Genomic DNA, 17,418 nt, shown 5'->3' with positions numbered 1-17,418 from the left:
TCGTGCGCGCGTGGACCGATGAACCAGCCTGGTCTCAGGTGCGCAGTGATTTGGCGTTGGCCGTGGAAGCGGCAATCCGAGCGAGCGAGCCTGCACGCTGAGGTGATCGTTCGGGCGTGGTTACGGCTTCGCCTGTGTTTTCGCGGGTGCGGGTGCGGGTGCGGGTGCGGGTGCGGGTGCCGCGGCGGCGCGCGGCGCCAGCGTGACGTTGGCGGCCATCCACACGAACGATGGCGTGGTCACCAGCGCGCTGGCCTTCACCTGCAACCCCAACGACCGATCCTGAATGGGTAGGGCGGTCTCGAACGCGATGGGCAGCTGTACGGGGCGGAAGAACCGTTGCGGTATCTTCACGTTGAATCCACGGCCGACGAGCTCCTGAATGCGTTCGCTGGCGCGGGCCTTCCCGATCGCAACGCCGCAAAGCCCCCCTTTGCTGGCAAGCAGCGAATCCAAGATCGCAATGGAACGTGGCGCCGGATCCACGAAAATCCTCAGGGCCAATCCGGGGAAAGCGGGGTCTGCCAGTATGCGTCCGTCTTTCGCCGCCAGTCGGATCCGTCCGCGCGTGTTGTACAGCATTGGCCGCACTTGGCCGGTGACCTCGCGATCAGCGGAGAGGTCACCGCACACGGGACCGGCGATGCCTTTGGACGCCCAGTCGATCTTGACGCGCGCGATGCCGGATCCGCCGGCGAGGCGAACGGGCAGTTCGAGCCCCAGACCATCGCCACTGAAGCGCATGACGGGCGCCCCCGGCTGCAGACGCGCGCGGACGTCTCGCAAGTTCACCTCGAGCGCGTAGGCGCCGAGCGTACGCCGCCCCAACACGCTCACGCGTGCCTTGAGTTCGCCGGCCTTGCGCACGCGAATGGGCGGCAGGCGCAGGTCGACGTCGTGGAACCATCCGACGATGACCTCGCGCACCACGGCCTCGACGAACGGGGCCGGCACGCCAATCACGATGTCGCCTGCCGGTCGGCCCCGCATGCGTTCACTGCCGGCAAATGACGCGTACACCTGCGCGCGTAACGAGTCGCGCGTGATGGTGAGCGTCTGGATTTCACGAAGGACCGCCGCCGGATCCTCACGCTGCGCTTTGGGGCGATAGCGATAACTCAGGACACCGACCGCCGAGAGCGCCATGACCAGCAGCGTGATACCGATACCCAGCACCCAGCGCTTCATGGCTGGCGCTCCAAGGCCGCGGAAGCCGCCGCCGTGGTCGCAGCCGAGGCGATCGGCGCTTTGCCGGTGGCCGAGAACGCACCCAACTGGACCGACAGCGCGATCCACAGTCGGTCCTGGAAGGCGATGACGCGCGACACCTCGACTTTCATCGCGGCGCGACTGGGCGCGACCGCCAGTACACCGTCGGGGCCAAAGCCCGGAAGCTGCATCGCCTTGTCCAGCTTGATCGGGACGGCGACGGCCGGCAGGCTCGCGGTGAGCTCAGGGAGGCTGCCCTCGACGACGCGCTGCAACACGGTGATGACAATGGGATCGAGCGCCGCCGGCGTACCTGATGGCGTATCCAGCTTGATATCGTCCACGCTGATGTGCGCACGCAGCGTGGACATGCTATCGACGGCAAAGCTGTCGAGGGCCCCTCGCAAGGTCACGGCGGCCGCGACGCGCGGAAAGGTGGACCGACGCACTTCCCCACTGATGTCGACCCGCGCCACGTTCCCGCGAAAAATGACCTTGGCGTTGGTGAGCGTGACGGTCAACCCCTCGCGAATGTTAACCGACACGGGAAAGGCCACATCGATGAGCGAACGGAGCAGCGTATCGGTGACCGTGACCAACAGTTGGTGCTGTTGATCACGGAGCATGTTCGCTTCGAGCGCGGCCAGCGACTGAAACCCGGCCACTTCGCGGCGCAGCTGATCGCGTTCCACGATGCGTTCGCGTGCCGCCGGGTCGGCGCTGCTGCACCCGATGGCGGGCAGGAGGATCATGGACAGCAGGGCCACACCCGCGCGTGCCCTCACGCTGCGTCACTCGCGCTGGACGACGGGACCGACGACGCCACGTCGGTGGGGAAGACCAGTCGGCGTGCGGCCGCGGTGAGGGGCACGGCCAGCAAGGCGCCGGTCGGACCCAGGAGGAATGCCCACACCAACAGGGACGCGAACATGACGAAGGGCCCCATGTCGAAGCCGTCCTTCATGTATCGCGGCTTGATCACGTTATCCACGACGTTGTTCCACACCACGAACACCGCAATCAGCACCAAGGAACGCGGAATGCCGAACTCCAGCAGCGTCAGGGCCACCGGTGGAATCATGGACAGCACGAAGCCGACACCTGGCACAAAGCTCAACACCAGCGCCACCACCGACCAGAGTACCGGCAGATCGGTGCCGAGCGCGATCATGACGAGCCAGACGCCGACCGCGAAGATCACACCGGTGAACAACGTGATGTTGACGTATTGCTGCACATCGTTGGCGATGGCATCGAAGCGGTGGTGCCATACCGACGGGATCTCGTCGCTCTGCTGACGGGCGCTGCGCCGGCGCCAGAAGGTGTTGGACTCGATCAGGAGAAAGATGGAGAGCATGACGATGAGGAGCGCCTCGCTCAACGCGCCGCCAAGCCCTTGCGCCAGTTCGCTGGCCAACGCGATCAACTTGGACGGGTTGATCATGGCCATCACCCTCGACTTCGACATTTCAATGCCGTATCCATCGAGGTAGGTCGTCCCCGAGGCGATCAGCGCGGTGAGTCGCTCCTGGTAGCGAGGGACCGTGTCCACGAGGGCCTTGGCGGCATACCCGACCAGCCCGACAAAGGCGAGAAGCGTGATCACCACGCTGATGGACGCCACGGCCATGGCCCAGCCCTTGGTCAAGCCACGTCGACGGAGCTGCTCCTGCAGCGGTGCCACGCAGGACACCACCACGCCCGCCATCAACAACGGATCGATCACGCCCGCCGCAGAACGCAGGCCGCCGGCAATCACGACGATGGCCGCGGCACCGATCAGCAGACGCAACCGAGAGTCAGACGCTACGGAGTGAGACATGGAGGTTGGTGTCGGGGGATAGACGTGCCGGGGGCGGACGACGCGCACCCCAACCGTGACCGGTCGCGCAACGATAACGTGTGAGTGGGCGGTGATGCAACGACGGTCACGCAGGCCTTGGACCGGACGCGCCCCGAGAGACGCTCCACTCGGCCCCCTAGTCCAGCGTTTTCGAGAAGCGCCGCACCGATACGATCAGCAGCACGAATGCCGACACGGTCAGCACCCCCAGTTGCGTCCACAGATCGCGCATCCCCACACCTTTCAGCAGCACGCCGCGCAGAATATCGAGGAACCACGTGAGCGGCAGTATCGCGCCCACCCACTGCGCCGGCTCCGGCATGGCGGCGCGCGGAAAGATGTAGCCCGACAGCAGGATGTTGGGCAGCATAAAAAAGAAACTCAGCTGCATCGCCTGCAGCTGACTGCGCGCCACGGTGGAGATGAGCAGCCCCACGCCGAGACTGGCCACGATGAACACCAGGGCCAGCGCGTAGAGCAGTCCGAGGCTGCCCATGATGGGAATGTCGAAGAACGTCACGCCCAGTGTGAGAATCACCGACATCTGCACGTAGCCCACCAACACGAACGGCACGAGTTTCCCGAGCATCAGACTCGTCCGACTGATCGGCGTGACGATGAGTTGCTCGAGAGTGCCGCGCTCCCGTTCCTTCACGATGGCCGTGCTGGTGATCAGCGTCATCGTGATCGTGAGCAGAATGCCCACGATGCCCGGCACGATGAACGTCGCGCTCTTCTGTGCCGGGTTGTACCACGGACGCACGCGGATCTCGACCGGCGGCCGGAGCTTGTACTGTGAGGCCAGCAGCTGCGCACCGCGCGCCTGCGCGGCCAGCTGCGCGCCCGCGATCGCCGCGCCCGAGCTCTGTGGGTCGGCGGCATCGATCAGCATCTGCGCCACACCGGTGTGACCGCTCCGGATGTTGCGCTGATACTCCGGTGGAATCACCAGCGCCACGCGCGCCGCGCCGCGTTCGATCCAGCGTTTCGCCGCCGCGCGGTCGGGCACCGCGGCCACGAACGTGAAGTTGTCGGTGTTGGCCAGCACTTGAATGAGGGCGCGACTCTCGCTGGTGCGCGACTCATCCACCACCACCGTCGGCAACCGTCGCACGTCGGTTTGAATCGCGTAGCCGAACAGCAGCAACTGAATGGCCGGCAGCGCCGTCATCATCGCAAAGGTGAGTCGATCGCGACGCAGCTGCAGGAACTCCTTCCACAGCATCGGCCACACCGTCCACCGTTGCACCCGCTCGTACCGCGTGCTCATGACCGCCTCGTGGTCGCGGACATGGCGTCATCTGCTTCGTCGCGCTTCTGTAACATGACGAAGACATCTTCGATCGTCTCGGCATGAAACTGGGTAACCACTTCCGCCGGTGTACCCAGGCCGATCAGCTGCCCGCGCGAGAGGAACGCGAGCCGTTGGCAGCGCTCGGCCTCGTCCATGTAGTGCGTCGTCACGAGAATCGTCGTGCCGTCGCGCGCCAGCTGGTAGATCGTTTCCCAGAACGTGCGACGGGCCGCCGGATCGACACCGGCCGTCGGCTCGTCGAGAAACACCAGATCCGGGTGATGGGCCGTGGCACACGCCAGCGCGAGCCGCTGCTTCCACCCACCGCTGAGCGTCCCCGCGCGCTGGTGCAGGCGCGACCCAAGCCCCAGTGATTCCACATGATCGGCCAAGCGCCGGTCGCGATCGCGCCCGACCAGCCCGTACACCGACGAATAGAAGTGGAGATTCTCCGCCACCGTGAGCTCGTCGTACAACCCGTACCGCTGCGACATGTACCCGATGCGCCGGCGCACACCCTCCGTATTCGTCGTCACGTCGAGCCCCGCCACCTCCGCCGTGCCGCTCGTGGGCACCACCAGTCCACAGAGCATGCGAATGGTCGTGGTTTTCCCCGACCCGTTCGGACCAAGCAGCCCGAACACCTCGCCGCGCGCGATCTCGAGATCGAGTCCGGCCACCGCCACCAGCTCGCCGTACACTTTGCGCAACGCGCGCGTACGGACGACGGCGTTCACCGGCTCGGTCACTTGGTGGGGCGCGGCAACAACACCGAAATCGGCATGCCGGCGCGCAGTCGCTGCGTGGTGTCGGCGAACTCCACCTTCACGCCGAACAGCAGATCGGCACGCTCCTTGTCGGTGAGCGCCACCCGCGGCGTGAATTCGGCCCGCGTGGCGATCGCCGAAATCCGTCCGCGAAACACGGTGGAGTCGCCGTCGAGGCGCGCCGACACGGAATCGCCCGGACGCAGCGTGGGCAGCACGAACTGCGACACGTAGATGCGCGCCCACGGACGCGACGGCTGCGCCACCGTGATGGCGCTCTGCCCCGCCGCCAACACTTCGCCCGGCTCCACGTTGCGACTCGAAACCACGCCGTGCACCGGCGCGAGCAGCACCATGTCATTGGCCGTCGCCCGCCATCCCTCGACTGCCGCCTGCGCCCCACGCGCCTCGGCGGCAGCAGCCACACGCCGCTCCGTACGCGCCCCCGCCTGAAGCAGTCGCAGCGCCTCCCGGGCAGCCTCCCGTCGACCCGCCGTCATACGGGCCGCGGCACGGGCCGCATCGAGCGCGGCACGACTCACGTCGCCTTTGGCCGCCAGTGGCTCGAGTCGCGCGAGATCGGCCGCCGACCGATCAGCGTCCGCTTCGGCGACCCCGAGTTCAGCCTGTGCCCGGCTGATCTCAGCCGGCCGAGCTCCGCGGGCCAGCTCGCGCGAGGTCTCCTGCGCCGCCGCGGCACGCGCCTCAGCCTGCACCGTAGCGCTGGCCAGCGTCGGCGTCGTGAACAGCACCAGCGTGTCGCCCGCCTCAACCTCGTCCCCTTCACGGACCAGCACGCGCAACGCCCGGGCCGGCTGCAGCGGCCCGACGTCCACTTCGACCATTTCGAGGGTCCCGACCGCCGTATCGGGTGCCGACGACCGCGAGCAGCCGCCAAGGAGCAGCAATGGCCCGAGCGCCACGAGCGGGAACGTACGCACTGTCACGAAATCACTCGCGAAAAGGGTCACCCACCGAACCAGACACGCTTGACCGGCCGATCTCCGCAACATTGCATTCCACCATGTCTCACGCCACCCCACCAACCGCGACCGACACCGCGCCCTCAGAGGGCGTGTTGCCCGACACGCTGGCCCGGACGCTCCGGCAGTTCCGGTTGCTGGAGCGGGAAGACAAGATGCAGGCGTTGCTGGGGTGGTCCAAAAAGCTCGAACCGCTCCCCGAACGGTTCGCGAATCTCGATCGAGCCGCGTTTACCGTGCCCGAATGCCAGACCCGGGTGGATATCTTTCCGGAACGTCAGGACGACGGCACGATTCACTTCTACGCCGACGTCAACGCCCGGCAGTCTCCCACAGTGGCCGCGGTGCTGGCGATTACCTTCGCGGCAGTCAACGATCAGTCTCCTACCGTCACCCTGGCACTGCCCACGGATTTCGTGCGATTACTGATGCAAGACATCGGACTCGGCGCCCGCGAATCCGGCTTGGCCGCCATGATCGCCCGTCTCAAGCGCTTCGCCACGCAGAGCGCTGCGACGGTTTCGGAATAGAAATCTCTTTTCTGCTCCGTACCCCACACTCCCTACTCCATACTGTTCCATGCCCATTACCATCACCGTCCGTAAGAACGGCTCGTTTGGAATTTCCGCCGAAGATGCCGCGCAGATCGTGTTGCTCGATCACACCGGTGCGGTCATCCCGCCCCGCGCCGAAGGGCGCCCCATGTCGCTGTGCCGTTGTGGCGCGTCCAAGGTGAAGCCGTTTTGCGACGGCTCACACAAGGAGAGCGGATTCTGCGATCCGGTGGATGCACCGGAAGACACTCCCGCCAGCTGAACGCCGCCATGCGGCTGGTGCGCACGCTGCAGAACTGGTGGGCCTGGACGGAAACCGTACTCGTCGTACTCCTCGGGACGCCTGTCGTCGCGCTCACGTATGCGATCACGGCCCCCTTCGATCCGGGTCGCTATGCCGCGGGGCGCGCCTTCCGTCTGGTCGGTGTCACGGCGCTACGACTCAACAGCCTCTGGCGCTTCCGCACCAGAGGCTCGCTCACTGACGCCCGACGCCCCTACGTGGTCGTGGCCAATCACGAGTCGTATGCCGACGTGTTCCTGATCAGCTGCTTCCCGTGGGAAATGAAGTGGCTGAGCAAGGACACCATGTTCAAGATTCCGTGCATGGGCTGGATGATGCAGATGGCCGGCGACATCAAGCTCGTGCGCGGCAACCGCGACTCCGCTGCCGACGCGATTGTGCAGTGTCGCGATCGCCTCGCGAAGAAGGTCTCGGTCATGATCTTTCCCGAAGGCACCCGCTCGCGGTCGTGGGAGATGCTGCCGTTCAAGGACGGCGCCTTCCGTCTGGCGATCGAATCGGGTGCCCCGATTCTCCCGATTGCCGTGGCGGGGACACGGAACGCCATGGCGAAGGGGACCTTCCGCTTCCTGCCGGCCCGCGCGATCGCGCAGCTGCTCGAGCCGATCCCGACCACCGGCCTGACGCTGGCCGACGTCGGCACGCTGCGGCAGCAAACGCGCGAGCGCATCGAAGCCGGGCGCCGCGCCCTCGCCGCCGAGTTGGGACTGCGCGTGGGTGACGCCACGACTGCGGCGGCATCGGCCTGATCCCGCGATGACCACCGCAGCGCCCACCAGCGAGCTCGCGCTCGACGCGCTGCTGTCGGCGCCCGACGAACACGCCACCCACGCGCTGGCCTCGTTGCCGGGCGATGTGATCATCCTGGGTGCCGGTGGAAAAATGGGCCCCACGGTGGCCCGCATGGCGCGCCGCGCCATCGCCGATCCATCACGCCGCGTGATCGCCGTGTCGCGCTTCACCGATGCGGCGGCCGCCGCCGCACTGCAGGCTCACGGCGTGGAAACGATCCGCGCCGACCTGGCCGACCCGGCCGCCGTGGCCGCGCTCCCCGACGCGCCGAACGTGCTCTGGATGGCCGGGCAGAAATTCGGCTCGACCGGCGACCCGGTGGGCACCTGGACGCAGAACGTCGTGGCCTCCGCCCTCGCCGCGCAGCGCTACGCCGGCTCGCGCCTCGTGTGCTTCTCCACCGGCAATGTGTACGGACGTCAGCCCGTCGCCCTGGGAGGCGCGCGCGAGCAAGACGCCCTCGTGCCCGATGGTGAATACGCCGCGTCGTGCATCGGCCGCGAGCGCGTGTTCGAGTCCATCGCGCGGCGCACACACACGCCGCTGCTGTTGTACCGGCTGTTCTACGCCTGCGACTTGCGCTACGGCGTGATCACCGACATCGCGCACAAGGTGCTGCACGGCGTGCCGGTGGCGCTCGACACGGCATTCGTGAACGTGATCTGGCAGGGCGATGCCAACCGCCTCGCTCTGCGCGCTCTCACGCAGGCCGTGGTGCCGGCCACCAACGCGCCCGTGGCGCTCAATGTCACCGGCCCCATCGTGGCGGTTCGCGAGATCGCCGAACGGATCGGCGCTATCGCTGGCGTGTCACCGGTGTTCACGGGCACGCCGGGCGACGATGCGCTGATTGCCAACACCGGGCGTCTCGCCGATCAGCTGCCGTACCACGCGTTGCCGCTCGACACGTTGTGTGACTGGGCCGTGCGCTGGATTCGTGGCGGTGGCCGCCTGCTGAACAAGCCCACGAAGTTCGAGGTGCGCGATGGCCGCTACTGAACACGGCATACCCAACGCCTTCGACATCCGCCGTCACCTCAACCTCGGTCAGGTGATTCCGGCGCATCCGTTGGCGTTGCGACCTACCCGCACCATCGACGAGCAGCACCAGCGCGCCCTCACGCGCTACTACGTGGCGGCGGGGGCCGGTGGCATGGCGGTCGGTGTGCATACCACCGGCTTTCCGATTCACGACGCCACGATCGGCTTGTATCGGCCGGTGCTGGAGCTCGCCGCCGAAACCGCCGACGCGTCGCTCGCGCACGATCCACGCGCGTTCGTACGCGTGGCCGGACTGATCGGCGACACGGCGCAGGCAGTGCGCGAAGCACAGATCGCGGAGGCACTCGGGTACCACTGCGGTCTGTTGTCGCTCGGAGCGTGGCGCGATGCCGACGATGCGGCCATTCTGGCGCACTGCGCGCGGGTGGCCGAGGTGCTGCCGCTGTTCGGCTTCTACCTGCAGCCGGCCGTCGGTGGACGACGGCTGTCGTACGCATTCTGGCGCGAGTTCGCGGAGATCCAGAACGTGGTGGCGATCAAGGTCGCGCCGTTCGATCGCTATGCCACGCTCGATGTCGTGCGCGCGCTGGCCGACGCGGGACGCGATGACATCGCGCTGTACACGGGCAACGACGACGCCATCGTGCCGGACCTGCTGACCGACGTGCCGGTGACGAGTGGCGGCCGTGCGTATACGCGGCATTTCGTGGGTGGCCTGCTCGGACAATGGGCCGTGTGGACGTCACGCGCGGTGGCGATGCTGCGCGAGATCCAGGCATGGCGCGCATCGGGAGCGGACACGATACCGCGCGAGTGGCTCACCCGCGGCGCGGCGCTCACGATGGCCAACGCCGTGATCTTCGACGCCGCCCACAGCTACCGCGGCTGCCTGCCGGGCATTCTGGAGATTCTGCGCCGACAGGGCTTGGTGCGCGGCACGTGGACGTTCGATACGCACGAACAGCTGTCGCCCGGACAGGGCGAGGCCTTGGCGCGGCTGTCGGCGCAGTATCCGGACTTGGCCGACGACGACTTCGTAGCGGAACGGCTGGACGAGTTTCTGGCGTGATGGCGAGATCGTTGAACTGATCACGCAGAGAAAGAAGAGAGCGCAGAGACCGCAGAGAAAGACGTTGTTCTCTGCGGCCTCTGCGCTCTCCGGTTGTTCTCTGCGTGATCAGTTCAGCGATCTCTGCATCACCGCGCCACCGGCAGCAGCTTGCCATGCCAGCTCTCAGCCGCCGCCTTTTCGAAGCCCGCGCGATACGCGCCAACGGTGGTGACCGTGGTGTCGAACACATGCGTCTCGGGCGAGACCGCACCACCCGCCGCCGTCTCGCGGAACACCGGCCGCGCCCCGGACACCACCGCGCCCGCCGCATCGCGCCAATACACCGTGCCGCCACCCACCAGCGTCGTGCCGACGAGCGATTCGATGTCGCGGAGCACGTGAAAGAGTCCGTCGATCGAACAGCCCGTTGCACCGGTGGCGGCTTCGTCGACGCCGATCACGAGGAACCGATCGTCGCGCCAGGTGCGCGCGCACACCAGCGGCGCCCCGTGCGCCCGCCAGTTGGCGAGATGCGCATCGACAGTGGCAAGCAGCGACTGCGCGGCGGCGCCTGTCACCGGCGCCGCCGCGCCAAACACCCACGCCCGCGCGCTGTCTGGCAGCGTGTCGAAACTCACCACCGGCATCGCGATTACTCCGGGTTCTTGGCGCCGGGGAGCTGCAGCATCGGCATCGCGCCGCCGGTCACCTGCGGCATCTGACCGTTCCAACGCTTCGCCATCTCGTACTGCACCAACGTATTCGTGATGCTCTTCGACAGCAGCTCGTTGGCGCGCGCCTGCGCTTCCGCTTCGGCGGTGATCGCCTTGGCGCGGCCGGCCGCCTTGATGCTGTCACCCTGCGCCTGGAACGTGTTCTTCTGCAGTTCGTTCTGCGCCGTGAGTGCCTGCTGCTGCATCACGTTCTTGAGCGAGATCGCGTCCATGACCGCTTTCGGCGCGCGGAACTCGTTCAGCGTGAACTGACGCACGTCGATACCGTACGGGTCGAGCCGCTTCTGCAGATTCGCCTGCGTCCGCGTCACCACTTCCGCTTTCTTCGGGCCGAGAATGGCCGCGATCTCCTCGTTGCCCACCACTTCCTGCAGCGACTGACGAATCGCCTGACGGATGTAGCCGTGCGCGATGGTCTCCACATCGGTGCGGAAGGTTTGGTACAGCGCCGGCACCTTGTCCCCACGCAATTCGAAGCTCATCGAGACGTCGAGTGACAACGGCTGCCCCTCCACCGAGTTCACGTTGATTTCGTCGTTGTTCGGAGAGCCCTCGGTATTCTCCCGCGTGAGCACCAGCGTCTGCATGAACGTGGGATACTCCTGAATCTGCGTCATGAGCGGGTTCCGCAGGTGGATGCCGGGGCCCAACGGCGTGGGATCCACGCCACCGCCGCCGCGATGGATCACGATGCCGACGTGGCCCGGCTCGACGTAGGTGACCGACGGGCGCACCAGGAAGAGCAGCACGAGCAGCACGACGAACGCGCCGGCGAGCTTCTTGATCTTGTCCGACCCGTCTCCACCGCCACCGGGGATACTGTTGAGCGGGTTGCGCATCGAGCTGCGCAGTCCTTCGAGCGTCGAATCAATCGATGTGGCCATGGACGGCCTCCTTGTAGCAATGAGAACACAACGGTTCACCCGTGGGGAGTCGCACGAGATCCTCTTCGCGCTGCAACCCGTGAATCGGGCATGTGAGATCGGCTTGGCGATCGATACGCTTGCGATTGGCCGTCTGCCGAATCCGGCGACCAAATGGGGTAAAGCCCAGCGCCGTAGCAAAAAGAGCGCCAACCACCGCCAGTAAGGCGATGAAGAGGGCGCTCTCGAGTAGGATGACGTTCATATAGTTGAAGAATAGTACGGGGCCCGAACCGGAAAGTGTCAAAACTCGGCGAGACAGGCCATCGCGGGCCGTCGGAACGCCCGGCGCCGGCGGCAGTCCGTCCAATACGCCCCCCCGCACGGCGGCCTTTGCAACGGCAACAGCCACAGCAAAAGCCAGAACACGGATGACACGGATCGGACGGAAAAATCACGGATAAGCAAAAAGCGCTGTTCGGCTTATCCGTGTTGGTTCGGTGAAATCCGTGTCATCCGTGTTCTGGCTTTTGCTTTTGCTTTTGCTTTTGCTTTTGCTTTTGCTTTTGCTTTTGCTTTTGCTTTTGCTTTTGCTGTGGCTGTGGCCGTTGCCGCTATCGCCTACTCGCCCAGCTCGAACCGCAGCATCGACTCCAGACCGGGTAACCGCCACGCGAAGCCGGCCTCGCGCAACACGCGCGGCTCCACGCGCTGACTCGCTAAGACGGTGAGATTGGCCATCTCGTCACCAAGCGCCAGCCGCAGCGCGAACGCCGGCGCGTGCGCGATCGTGGGGCGACCCAGCACGGCGCCGAGTACCTTCGTGTATTCGGCGTTCGTGACGGCCGTCGGCGCCACCAGGTTCACCGGGCCCCGGATGTCGTCGCGCATGAGGCAGAAGTGGATCGCGCCGATCTCGTCGTCGAGGGCGATCGGGCTGATCCATTGAGTGCCCGGGCCGAGCATCCCGCCGGCGCCGTAGCGGAACAACGGCGCCTGCGTGCCCAGCGCGCCGCCGGCGGCGCCTTGCACGATGCCGGTGCGCAGGTGCACGACCCGGATCCCCGCCTGCTCCGCGGGCGCGGTACTCGCTTCCCACGCCCGCCCGATGTCGGCGAGATAGTCGCCCCCCGGGGTGCTGCGCTCGTCGAGGACTTCGTCGCCCCGGCTGCCGTAAATGCCGATGGCGGAACCGCTGAGCAGCACGCGCGGCTTGCGCGACAGCTGCGCCAGCGTGTGGGCCAGCAGCGACGTGCCTTCTACGCGGCTGCTCTTGAGGGCGGCGCGATGCGCACGGGTCCACCGCGACGCGATCGAGGCGCCGGCCAGATGAATCACCGCATCTACGCCTTCGAGAGCGCGTGGATCGAGCTGGCCGCGCTCGGGATTCCACTGCACATCGCGGCTGCCCGGCTCGGGCGCGCCGCGACCGATGCGGATCACCTCGTGGCCGCCGGTGGACAGGAACGCCACAAGCTGCGTGCCGATGAAGCCACTCGCCCCCGTGATCGCGATGCGCAGCCGCGGCCGGTCGGCGAACTCCGCGTGCCGTGCCAGGTCGCCAAGCATGACGGCGTGCCGATACGCGAACACGCGCGCGAGCGTGCGCTGCGTGTAGGCGCCCGCCACCGCGCTGCCCAGATCGCCCAGTGGGAGCGCATAGCGGATATGATCGTCGAGCGTGCTCGCGTGGGCATCGATCGGCGCGAAGCCGTGCGTGTGCTCCCACGACGCAAACGGTCCGTGGCGCATCACGTCGCGGAACTGCCGGTTGGCGATGTAATCGCGGTGTTCGAGCGTCCACGTGGTGGGAACGGGGCCGGCGTGCACCTGCAGCACCACTTTGGCCCCATCGCGGATGCCGCCCGTGTGCTCGAGCACCTTGGGGCGATCCCACGGCGGCGACAGACGCTCGAACGCGCCCGCCCGCTCATGCCAGGCGAACAGTGCCTCGACGGACACGGGGGCCTGCACCTGCTTCCGGAATTCCTGCATCGACACGACCACTCTCCGCTGTGGCGACCCGCATGGACCAGCCTCTGCGCTACCAGCCGCCGGCGTCTTCGAGATCGAGCGCGCGCCAGCAGTACCAACTGGCAACGCTTGCCCACGGGCGCCAGTTCCGCGCCACCTTCTCGAGCCGGTCGGCGTCCGGCAGCGCCCGCATGCGATAGATCCGCTGCGCGCCCTTGCGAACGCCGAGGTCGAGCACTGGCAGCACATCGGGGCGCCCCAGCCGGAACATCAGGAACATCTGGGCCGTCCACCGACCCACCCCGCGCACCGCCACCAGGGCGTCGATCACCGCCTCGTCGTCCATCGTGTCGATCACATCGAGCGGCAGCCGCGCATCCTCGACATGGCGCGCAAGGTCGACGATCGCGCGCGTTTTCGCGGTGGAGAGGCCGCACGCGCGCAACGTGGCCTCGTCCGAGGCGAGCACCTGCGCCGGCGTCGGCACCGCGCCGCCCGTGCCGATCCGGTCCGTGAAGCGCCCGTAGATGGTGGACGCGGCCCCACCGGAGAGCTGCTGATAGACGATCGCCCGCGCCAGATGATCGAAGTGCGTCCCGTCGCGGCGCGGGATCATGGTACACGCACCGACCCGCTCGATGGCGACGGCCATCTTCGGATCATTGGCCCTGAGCGTCGCGACCGCCGTTTGCAGACGACGCGGCGTCAGCTGGACGATCGTCACCGCCGGATCACATCGTCAACGAGAACATGACGTGTGCCTTCGGCGTGCCGGGAAACATCAGCCACGGCTTGGTGTCCGACGGCGTGGTCGAGATGCCGGTGGTGGCCGTCGTGGCGAACGGGATGTACACCACGAACAGCGGGTTCCCCTGCTTCACCGTGCCCGACGCGGCATCGAACGCATCTTTCTTGCCGAAGATCTGATATAGCGACGCGGGCGCCGTCGGCATCTTGATCTTGCCCGCCTTCACTTCGGCGAAGCGTACCGTGTCCACCTGCGCTCCCTTCACACCCGATTCGCGCAACGCGCGGCCGCGGGCCATGAACGGGTCCATCGAGTCGTGATAGCAGGACACGTGGAACTGCTCTTCGGCCGGATCGTCGGCCAGACACATCATGCCGTTCTTCGTGGGGCGAAGCCACTCGAGCTTGCCCGCCGTCTTGTAGCCCATCACGCCGGCGCCATCGCGCAGCTCCTTCGGGAGCGCCTGCACGGCCGCCGTGATCTGCTCGGCCACGGGGGGTGGCGTCTGCGCACCGAGGGTGGCACCGGCGAGCGACAGGACAGCGACACAAGTCACGACAGCGCTGGTTCGGAACGACATGATGCAAGCTCCCGGAAGGACCGACGAGAAATGACCGTTGTAATTGCCACGGTGATGTCTATTGTAAGACGTATATGCCCGCCGACACAAATGCCATGCCCGAGCGCGAGGCGCTGGTGCGCTTTGCGAAGCGGGTCTCGCACGACCTCAACAACTTCTCGACGATTGTCCGGGCGTACAGCGAGCTGCTGCTGGCCGACCTGTCCGAGAGCGACCCGATGCGTCGCGATGTCGCCGAGATTCACGAGGCGGCCGACGCCACCGTGCGCTACCTGCAGCGGGTGACGCACTTTGCGCGGGCGGGCAGCATGCGACGGATGCCCACGTCGGTGGATGACGGCATTTCCAACGCGCTGACCGCGCTGGCGACCGAGCACAGCGATCGGCCGGTGCACGTGACCCTCGGTGGTGGGCGGATTCACGCCGATGCCGGCTGGTGGCGGGACGTCGTCCTCGAACTGCTGCGCAACGCGCACGACGCCGCCCCCGCGGGCAGCGCGATCGTCATCCGCAGCGCCGTGCAGGAGGCCCTCGTGATCGTGGAGGTGGAGGACGAGGGCGGCGGCATTCCCGCCGAGCTTCGGCCGACGATCACCGAGCCGTTCGTGACCTCCAAACAGGGGGTGCGCGGGGCAGGGATCGGACTGGCGATCGTCGCCGCGTTCGTGCACACGCTTGGCGGGTCGCTCCAGTTCGACCGGATCGGTGGAGACGGTTCGACCCTCCGCACGTGCGCGCGCCTCGTGCTGCCAGCCGACGTGGCCACCGACTAGCACCGGCGCCAACGACGAACGGCCCGAACCATTGAAGGTGCGGACCGTCGTCGTCACACGTCGCAGCGGGGGGGGCGCTACGCCGCGGGAGCTCGCATGGCCGTAAAGATTTCGTCGGACAGCGCCTGACGCGAGTCCGCGCGCCGTGGCGTGACCTCCGGAGACGCGGTAGCAGGCGCCGCACGGCGAGCGGCATCGTCCGCCGCCTCCGAGGGACCCGCGGCCTGATCGGTGTGGTCATCGAAGAGCCTGGCCACTTCGAGCAGCCGGTTCTCCATGTCCGCCAGCACGGCCGACGCCTGCGACAGCTGCTGACAGGTGATGTCCTGGAACCGCAGAGCGCCCATCATGAGGAACAACCCGTCGCGCAGGTTCGCCTCGGTGCCGTCCGCCTCCGATCGGTCGAGCCGTTCGTCGGCATCGATCAGATCGAGTTCGTCGACCAGCCGGGTGGCGCGCTCGCAGGCGTCCTCGACGTCGGCGGCCGCGTCGTTCGTCGCGGTCGTGTGGTGTCCTGGGTACTCCTGCGCTCTGGCAAGCTTTTCCAGCGCAGTGGTTTGCAGCGTGGCGCGACTTTCGCGCAGGCGCGACAGCACGTGCAGAATCTGCGCGTTCGCCTGTTCGAGTACGTCCGGGAGGTCCGACAGCGCGAGCATCGGCGTGGCCCGGTCCTCCGGCTCGGCGGCGTCGCGCACGTCGTGCAGACCGATCAGCTCATGATCCACGAGACGGAGGGCCGCCTCGGACTCGTAGAGGACTTCCCGCGCGCGGGTGCTGGTCATGGGATCCCTGCCACAGTCGCGGCGGCCAGCACAAGATCAACGAGGTCGCCGGCGACGATCCGCGGCTGCTGCTCGCTCCCGCGAGGCCGCTTTGGTACGGACTCGTCCTTCACACACAACGGCATGCTGCCGGTCTCCTGATCGCGCCGGTCGGAGTGGGCCACAGACTTACAGATCGCCACGCGTCAGAATGCGGCGCGCGACCTGGTCCACGACATCGAGGGTGTTGTAGGCGCCGGTCAGCACTTTCGTCCGGAGCTCGGCCACCCGTTCCGGGTCGAGCGCGTTCGCCTGTTCGGTGTTCATCCGACGACCCGCGTCCGAGATCTGGACCGAATCCGACTTGACCGGTTTGGTAGCGGGTGACTGCACGACTTCCTGCGCGGGACGCTGTACGGCAGGGATGCTCGCCGGCGTCGGGCGCAGTGAATCGAGACTGGTTCCGTTTATTCGCATAGGGGTTCCTCCTCCTTACATGAGACTATCGGCAGGAGCGCCGCGCAACTTGAGCAGGTTGCGCGGATTTCCTGACCCCGGGATGCGACGTCCCTGTCGCCCAAGTAGGGGCTACGGCCCGTTCGGTGCCGAACGATGGTGCTGGTGGTCACGCCAACTTCCGTGGGCGCGGTGGTGCGGGATAGCTGATATCGAGTGTAGGTACCGCCACATCCAGGTCGGACAGCTCTCCCCGGAACTGGACGGCGGCGCCCGTGTGCCACGGCTTGCCATCCGTGCGGCCAATCAGATAGGCCGCCTGCAGGCGGAGCTGCTCGACCTCATCGTGCTCCATCAGCGCCTCGTGCTCGGCGGCTTGATCGAGCTCGTCCAGTTTCTCCTGGAGCAGCGCGCTGAATGCCTCGGGGATAGCCAATGGTCGTGTCCTCGGCGGGCCTATCGGCGCCGGTCAACCAGGGGGGCGCCGGCGGCGACGCCGTACCCGACGCCCGCGGTGCCGGCACGCTGGACCGCGTCGAGCTCGCGCCGGATCTCGTCGGTCCGGCGCGCCACCTTGGCGGCCAACTCCATCGTGACCCGATGCGATGTGGTGAGCGCCGCCGAGACCTCCGTGAGCAGGGCATCGGCGTCGTCCACGGCCCGCTCGGTCGCCGCGTACAGCGGGCTGTCGGCGGTAGGGCGCTCGAGCCGCAACAGCACGAGATGCTCG

Annotated in this window: 22 protein-coding genes; 6 read left to right on the top strand and 16 right to left on the bottom strand. The window is 67.0% G+C overall.

What is annotated here, in order from left to right; translation table 11 throughout:
• Nucleotides 1-120: 120 nt before the first annotated feature.
• From ACIRA7_RS09620 to ACIRA7_RS09595, 6 genes are all read right to left on the bottom strand, one after another.
• Complete coding sequence (locus ACIRA7_RS09620) at nucleotides 121-1,188, bottom strand: hypothetical protein (RefSeq protein ID WP_396220624.1); 1,068 nt, start codon at nucleotides 1,186-1,188, stop codon at nucleotides 121-123.
• Nucleotides 1,185-1,994 carry a hypothetical protein gene (locus ACIRA7_RS09615; protein WP_396220623.1) on the bottom strand — a complete coding sequence of 270 codons (810 nt, stop codon included), beginning with the start codon at nucleotides 1,992-1,994 and terminating at the stop codon, nucleotides 1,185-1,187. Before ACIRA7_RS09615 ends, ACIRA7_RS09620 begins: the two co-directional genes overlap by 4 nt.
• Nucleotides 1,991-3,031, bottom strand: coding sequence for an AI-2E family transporter (locus ACIRA7_RS09610; protein ID WP_396220622.1), 1,041 nt, complete (start codon nucleotides 3,029-3,031; stop codon nucleotides 1,991-1,993). The genes ACIRA7_RS09615 and ACIRA7_RS09610 overlap by 4 nt, the downstream gene beginning before the upstream one ends.
• A gap of 157 nt (nucleotides 3,032-3,188) precedes the next feature.
• Entirely contained in the window at nucleotides 3,189-4,322 is a 1,134-nt protein-coding gene (locus tag ACIRA7_RS09605; RefSeq protein ID WP_396220621.1) for an ABC transporter permease, read from the bottom strand.
• Nucleotides 4,319-5,095 (bottom strand): ABC transporter ATP-binding protein, encoded by a 777-nt coding sequence (locus ACIRA7_RS09600; protein ID WP_396220620.1) that lies wholly within the window; start codon nucleotides 5,093-5,095, stop codon nucleotides 4,319-4,321. The genes ACIRA7_RS09605 and ACIRA7_RS09600 overlap by 4 nt, the downstream gene beginning before the upstream one ends.
• Nucleotides 5,092-6,060 carry an HlyD family secretion protein gene (locus ACIRA7_RS09595; RefSeq protein ID WP_396220619.1) on the bottom strand — a complete coding sequence of 323 codons (969 nt, stop codon included), beginning with the start codon at nucleotides 6,058-6,060 and terminating at the stop codon, nucleotides 5,092-5,094. Before ACIRA7_RS09595 ends, ACIRA7_RS09600 begins: the two co-directional genes overlap by 4 nt.
• A gap of 77 nt (nucleotides 6,061-6,137) precedes the next feature.
• Here ACIRA7_RS09595 and ACIRA7_RS09590 point away from each other — a divergent pair, with 77 nt between their 5' ends.
• From ACIRA7_RS09590 to ACIRA7_RS09570, 5 genes are read left to right on the top strand one after another with little or no spacing between them, the layout of a single operon-like run.
• The gene (locus tag ACIRA7_RS09590; RefSeq protein WP_396220618.1) at nucleotides 6,138-6,626 is read left to right on the top strand and encodes a SufE family protein; all 489 of its coding nucleotides are present in this window, start codon (nucleotides 6,138-6,140) and stop codon (nucleotides 6,624-6,626) included.
• Nucleotides 6,627-6,675: 49 nt separating this feature from the next.
• Complete coding sequence (locus ACIRA7_RS09585) at nucleotides 6,676-6,912, top strand: CDGSH iron-sulfur domain-containing protein (RefSeq protein WP_396220617.1); 237 nt, start codon at nucleotides 6,676-6,678, stop codon at nucleotides 6,910-6,912.
• 8 nt (nucleotides 6,913-6,920) lie between these two features.
• Nucleotides 6,921-7,703: a lysophospholipid acyltransferase family protein gene (locus ACIRA7_RS09580; RefSeq protein ID WP_396220616.1), complete on the top strand. Its 783-nt coding sequence runs from the start codon at nucleotides 6,921-6,923 to the stop codon at nucleotides 7,701-7,703.
• A 7-nt stretch (nucleotides 7,704-7,710) separates the two neighbouring features.
• Nucleotides 7,711-8,745: an NAD-dependent epimerase/dehydratase family protein gene (locus tag ACIRA7_RS09575; protein WP_396220615.1), complete on the top strand. Its 1,035-nt coding sequence runs from the start codon at nucleotides 7,711-7,713 to the stop codon at nucleotides 8,743-8,745.
• Nucleotides 8,732-9,817 (top strand): dihydrodipicolinate synthase family protein, encoded by a 1,086-nt coding sequence (locus tag ACIRA7_RS09570; protein WP_396220614.1) that lies wholly within the window; start codon nucleotides 8,732-8,734, stop codon nucleotides 9,815-9,817. Before ACIRA7_RS09575 ends, ACIRA7_RS09570 begins: the two co-directional genes overlap by 14 nt.
• 128 nt (nucleotides 9,818-9,945) lie before the next feature.
• Here ACIRA7_RS09570 and ACIRA7_RS09565 read toward each other — a convergent pair whose 3' ends face one another.
• From ACIRA7_RS09565 to ACIRA7_RS09540, 6 genes are all read right to left on the bottom strand, one after another.
• Nucleotides 9,946-10,446 carry a hypothetical protein gene (locus tag ACIRA7_RS09565; protein WP_396220613.1) on the bottom strand — a complete coding sequence of 167 codons (501 nt, stop codon included), beginning with the start codon at nucleotides 10,444-10,446 and terminating at the stop codon, nucleotides 9,946-9,948.
• A 5-nt stretch (nucleotides 10,447-10,451) separates the two neighbouring features.
• Nucleotides 10,452-11,417, bottom strand: a complete 966-nt coding sequence (locus ACIRA7_RS09560) for a prohibitin family protein (RefSeq protein ID WP_396220612.1) — start codon at nucleotides 11,415-11,417, stop codon at nucleotides 10,452-10,454.
• Entirely contained in the window at nucleotides 11,401-11,661 is a 261-nt protein-coding gene (locus ACIRA7_RS09555) for a hypothetical protein (RefSeq protein ID WP_396220611.1), read from the bottom strand. Before ACIRA7_RS09555 ends, ACIRA7_RS09560 begins: the two co-directional genes overlap by 17 nt.
• A gap of 356 nt (nucleotides 11,662-12,017) precedes the next feature.
• The gene (locus tag ACIRA7_RS09550; RefSeq protein WP_396220625.1) at nucleotides 12,018-13,391 is read right to left on the bottom strand and encodes a TIGR01777 family oxidoreductase; all 1,374 of its coding nucleotides are present in this window, start codon (nucleotides 13,389-13,391) and stop codon (nucleotides 12,018-12,020) included.
• 49 nt (nucleotides 13,392-13,440) lie between these two features.
• Nucleotides 13,441-14,094 (bottom strand): DNA-3-methyladenine glycosylase family protein, encoded by a 654-nt coding sequence (locus tag ACIRA7_RS09545; RefSeq protein ID WP_396220610.1) that lies wholly within the window; start codon nucleotides 14,092-14,094, stop codon nucleotides 13,441-13,443.
• Nucleotides 14,095-14,101: 7 nt separating this feature from the next.
• Nucleotides 14,102-14,698 (bottom strand): hypothetical protein, encoded by a 597-nt coding sequence (locus tag ACIRA7_RS09540; protein ID WP_396220609.1) that lies wholly within the window; start codon nucleotides 14,696-14,698, stop codon nucleotides 14,102-14,104.
• Between the two features lie 74 nt (nucleotides 14,699-14,772).
• Between ACIRA7_RS09540 and ACIRA7_RS09535 the strand changes: the two genes are divergently transcribed.
• Entirely contained in the window at nucleotides 14,773-15,471 is a 699-nt protein-coding gene (locus ACIRA7_RS09535; RefSeq protein WP_396220608.1) for a sensor histidine kinase, read from the top strand.
• Between the two features lie 77 nt (nucleotides 15,472-15,548).
• Here the strand turns inward: ACIRA7_RS09535 and ACIRA7_RS09530 are convergent, their stop codons facing one another.
• The 4 genes from ACIRA7_RS09530 to ACIRA7_RS09515 all read right to left on the bottom strand — a co-directional run.
• On the bottom strand, nucleotides 15,549-16,253 hold the full coding sequence (locus ACIRA7_RS09530) for a hypothetical protein (RefSeq protein ID WP_396220607.1): 705 nt from the start codon (nucleotides 16,251-16,253) through the stop codon (nucleotides 15,549-15,551).
• Between the two features lie 168 nt (nucleotides 16,254-16,421).
• Complete coding sequence (locus ACIRA7_RS09525; protein ID WP_396220606.1) at nucleotides 16,422-16,709, bottom strand: flagellar biosynthesis anti-sigma factor FlgM; 288 nt, start codon at nucleotides 16,707-16,709, stop codon at nucleotides 16,422-16,424.
• Between the two features lie 148 nt (nucleotides 16,710-16,857).
• Complete coding sequence (locus tag ACIRA7_RS09520; protein ID WP_396220605.1) at nucleotides 16,858-17,124, bottom strand: hypothetical protein; 267 nt, start codon at nucleotides 17,122-17,124, stop codon at nucleotides 16,858-16,860.
• A 20-nt stretch (nucleotides 17,125-17,144) separates the two neighbouring features.
• Nucleotides 17,145-17,418 (bottom strand): hypothetical protein (locus ACIRA7_RS09515; protein WP_396220604.1); only part of this gene is annotated, 274 nt, incomplete at its 5' end.

The organism is Gemmatimonas sp. (assembly GCF_044376735.1).
Taxonomy (GTDB): Bacteria; Gemmatimonadota; Gemmatimonadetes; order Gemmatimonadales; family Gemmatimonadaceae; genus Gemmatimonas.
This window is presented reverse-complemented; position numbering and strand designations above follow the sequence as displayed.

Bases quoted from the DNA above. Each gene is read 5' to 3' on its own strand.
- ACIRA7_RS09585 (WP_396220617.1), top strand. From the start codon at position 6,676: ATGCCCATTACCATCACCGTCCGTAAGAACGGCTCGTTTGGAATTTCC.
- ACIRA7_RS09590 (WP_396220618.1), top strand. From the start codon at position 6,138: ATGTCTCACGCCACCCCACCAACCGCGACCGACACCGCGCCCTCAGAG.
- ACIRA7_RS09550 (WP_396220625.1), bottom strand. From the start codon at position 13,391: ATGCAGGAATTCCGGAAGCAGGTGCAGGCCCCCGTGTCCGTCGAGGCA.
- ACIRA7_RS09575 (WP_396220615.1), top strand. From the start codon at position 7,711: ATGACCACCGCAGCGCCCACCAGCGAGCTCGCGCTCGACGCGCTGCTG.
- ACIRA7_RS09540 (WP_396220609.1), bottom strand. From the start codon at position 14,698: ATGTCGTTCCGAACCAGCGCTGTCGTGACTTGTGTCGCTGTCCTGTCG.
- ACIRA7_RS09525 (WP_396220606.1), bottom strand. From the start codon at position 16,709: ATGCGAATAAACGGAACCAGTCTCGATTCACTGCGCCCGACGCCGGCG.
- ACIRA7_RS09565 (WP_396220613.1), bottom strand. From the start codon at position 10,446: ATGCCGGTGGTGAGTTTCGACACGCTGCCAGACAGCGCGCGGGCGTGG.
- ACIRA7_RS09535 (WP_396220608.1), top strand. From the start codon at position 14,773: ATGCCCGCCGACACAAATGCCATGCCCGAGCGCGAGGCGCTGGTGCGC.
- ACIRA7_RS09560 (WP_396220612.1), bottom strand. From the start codon at position 11,417: ATGGCCACATCGATTGATTCGACGCTCGAAGGACTGCGCAGCTCGATG.
- ACIRA7_RS09530 (WP_396220607.1), bottom strand. From the start codon at position 16,253: ATGACCAGCACCCGCGCGCGGGAAGTCCTCTACGAGTCCGAGGCGGCC.
- ACIRA7_RS09605 (WP_396220621.1), bottom strand. From the start codon at position 4,322: ATGAGCACGCGGTACGAGCGGGTGCAACGGTGGACGGTGTGGCCGATG.
- ACIRA7_RS09620 (WP_396220624.1), bottom strand. From the start codon at position 1,188: ATGAAGCGCTGGGTGCTGGGTATCGGTATCACGCTGCTGGTCATGGCG.
- ACIRA7_RS09610 (WP_396220622.1), bottom strand. From the start codon at position 3,031: ATGTCTCACTCCGTAGCGTCTGACTCTCGGTTGCGTCTGCTGATCGGT.
- ACIRA7_RS09570 (WP_396220614.1), top strand. From the start codon at position 8,732: ATGGCCGCTACTGAACACGGCATACCCAACGCCTTCGACATCCGCCGT.
- ACIRA7_RS09580 (WP_396220616.1), top strand. From the start codon at position 6,921: ATGCGGCTGGTGCGCACGCTGCAGAACTGGTGGGCCTGGACGGAAACC.
- ACIRA7_RS09555 (WP_396220611.1), bottom strand. From the start codon at position 11,661: ATGAACGTCATCCTACTCGAGAGCGCCCTCTTCATCGCCTTACTGGCG.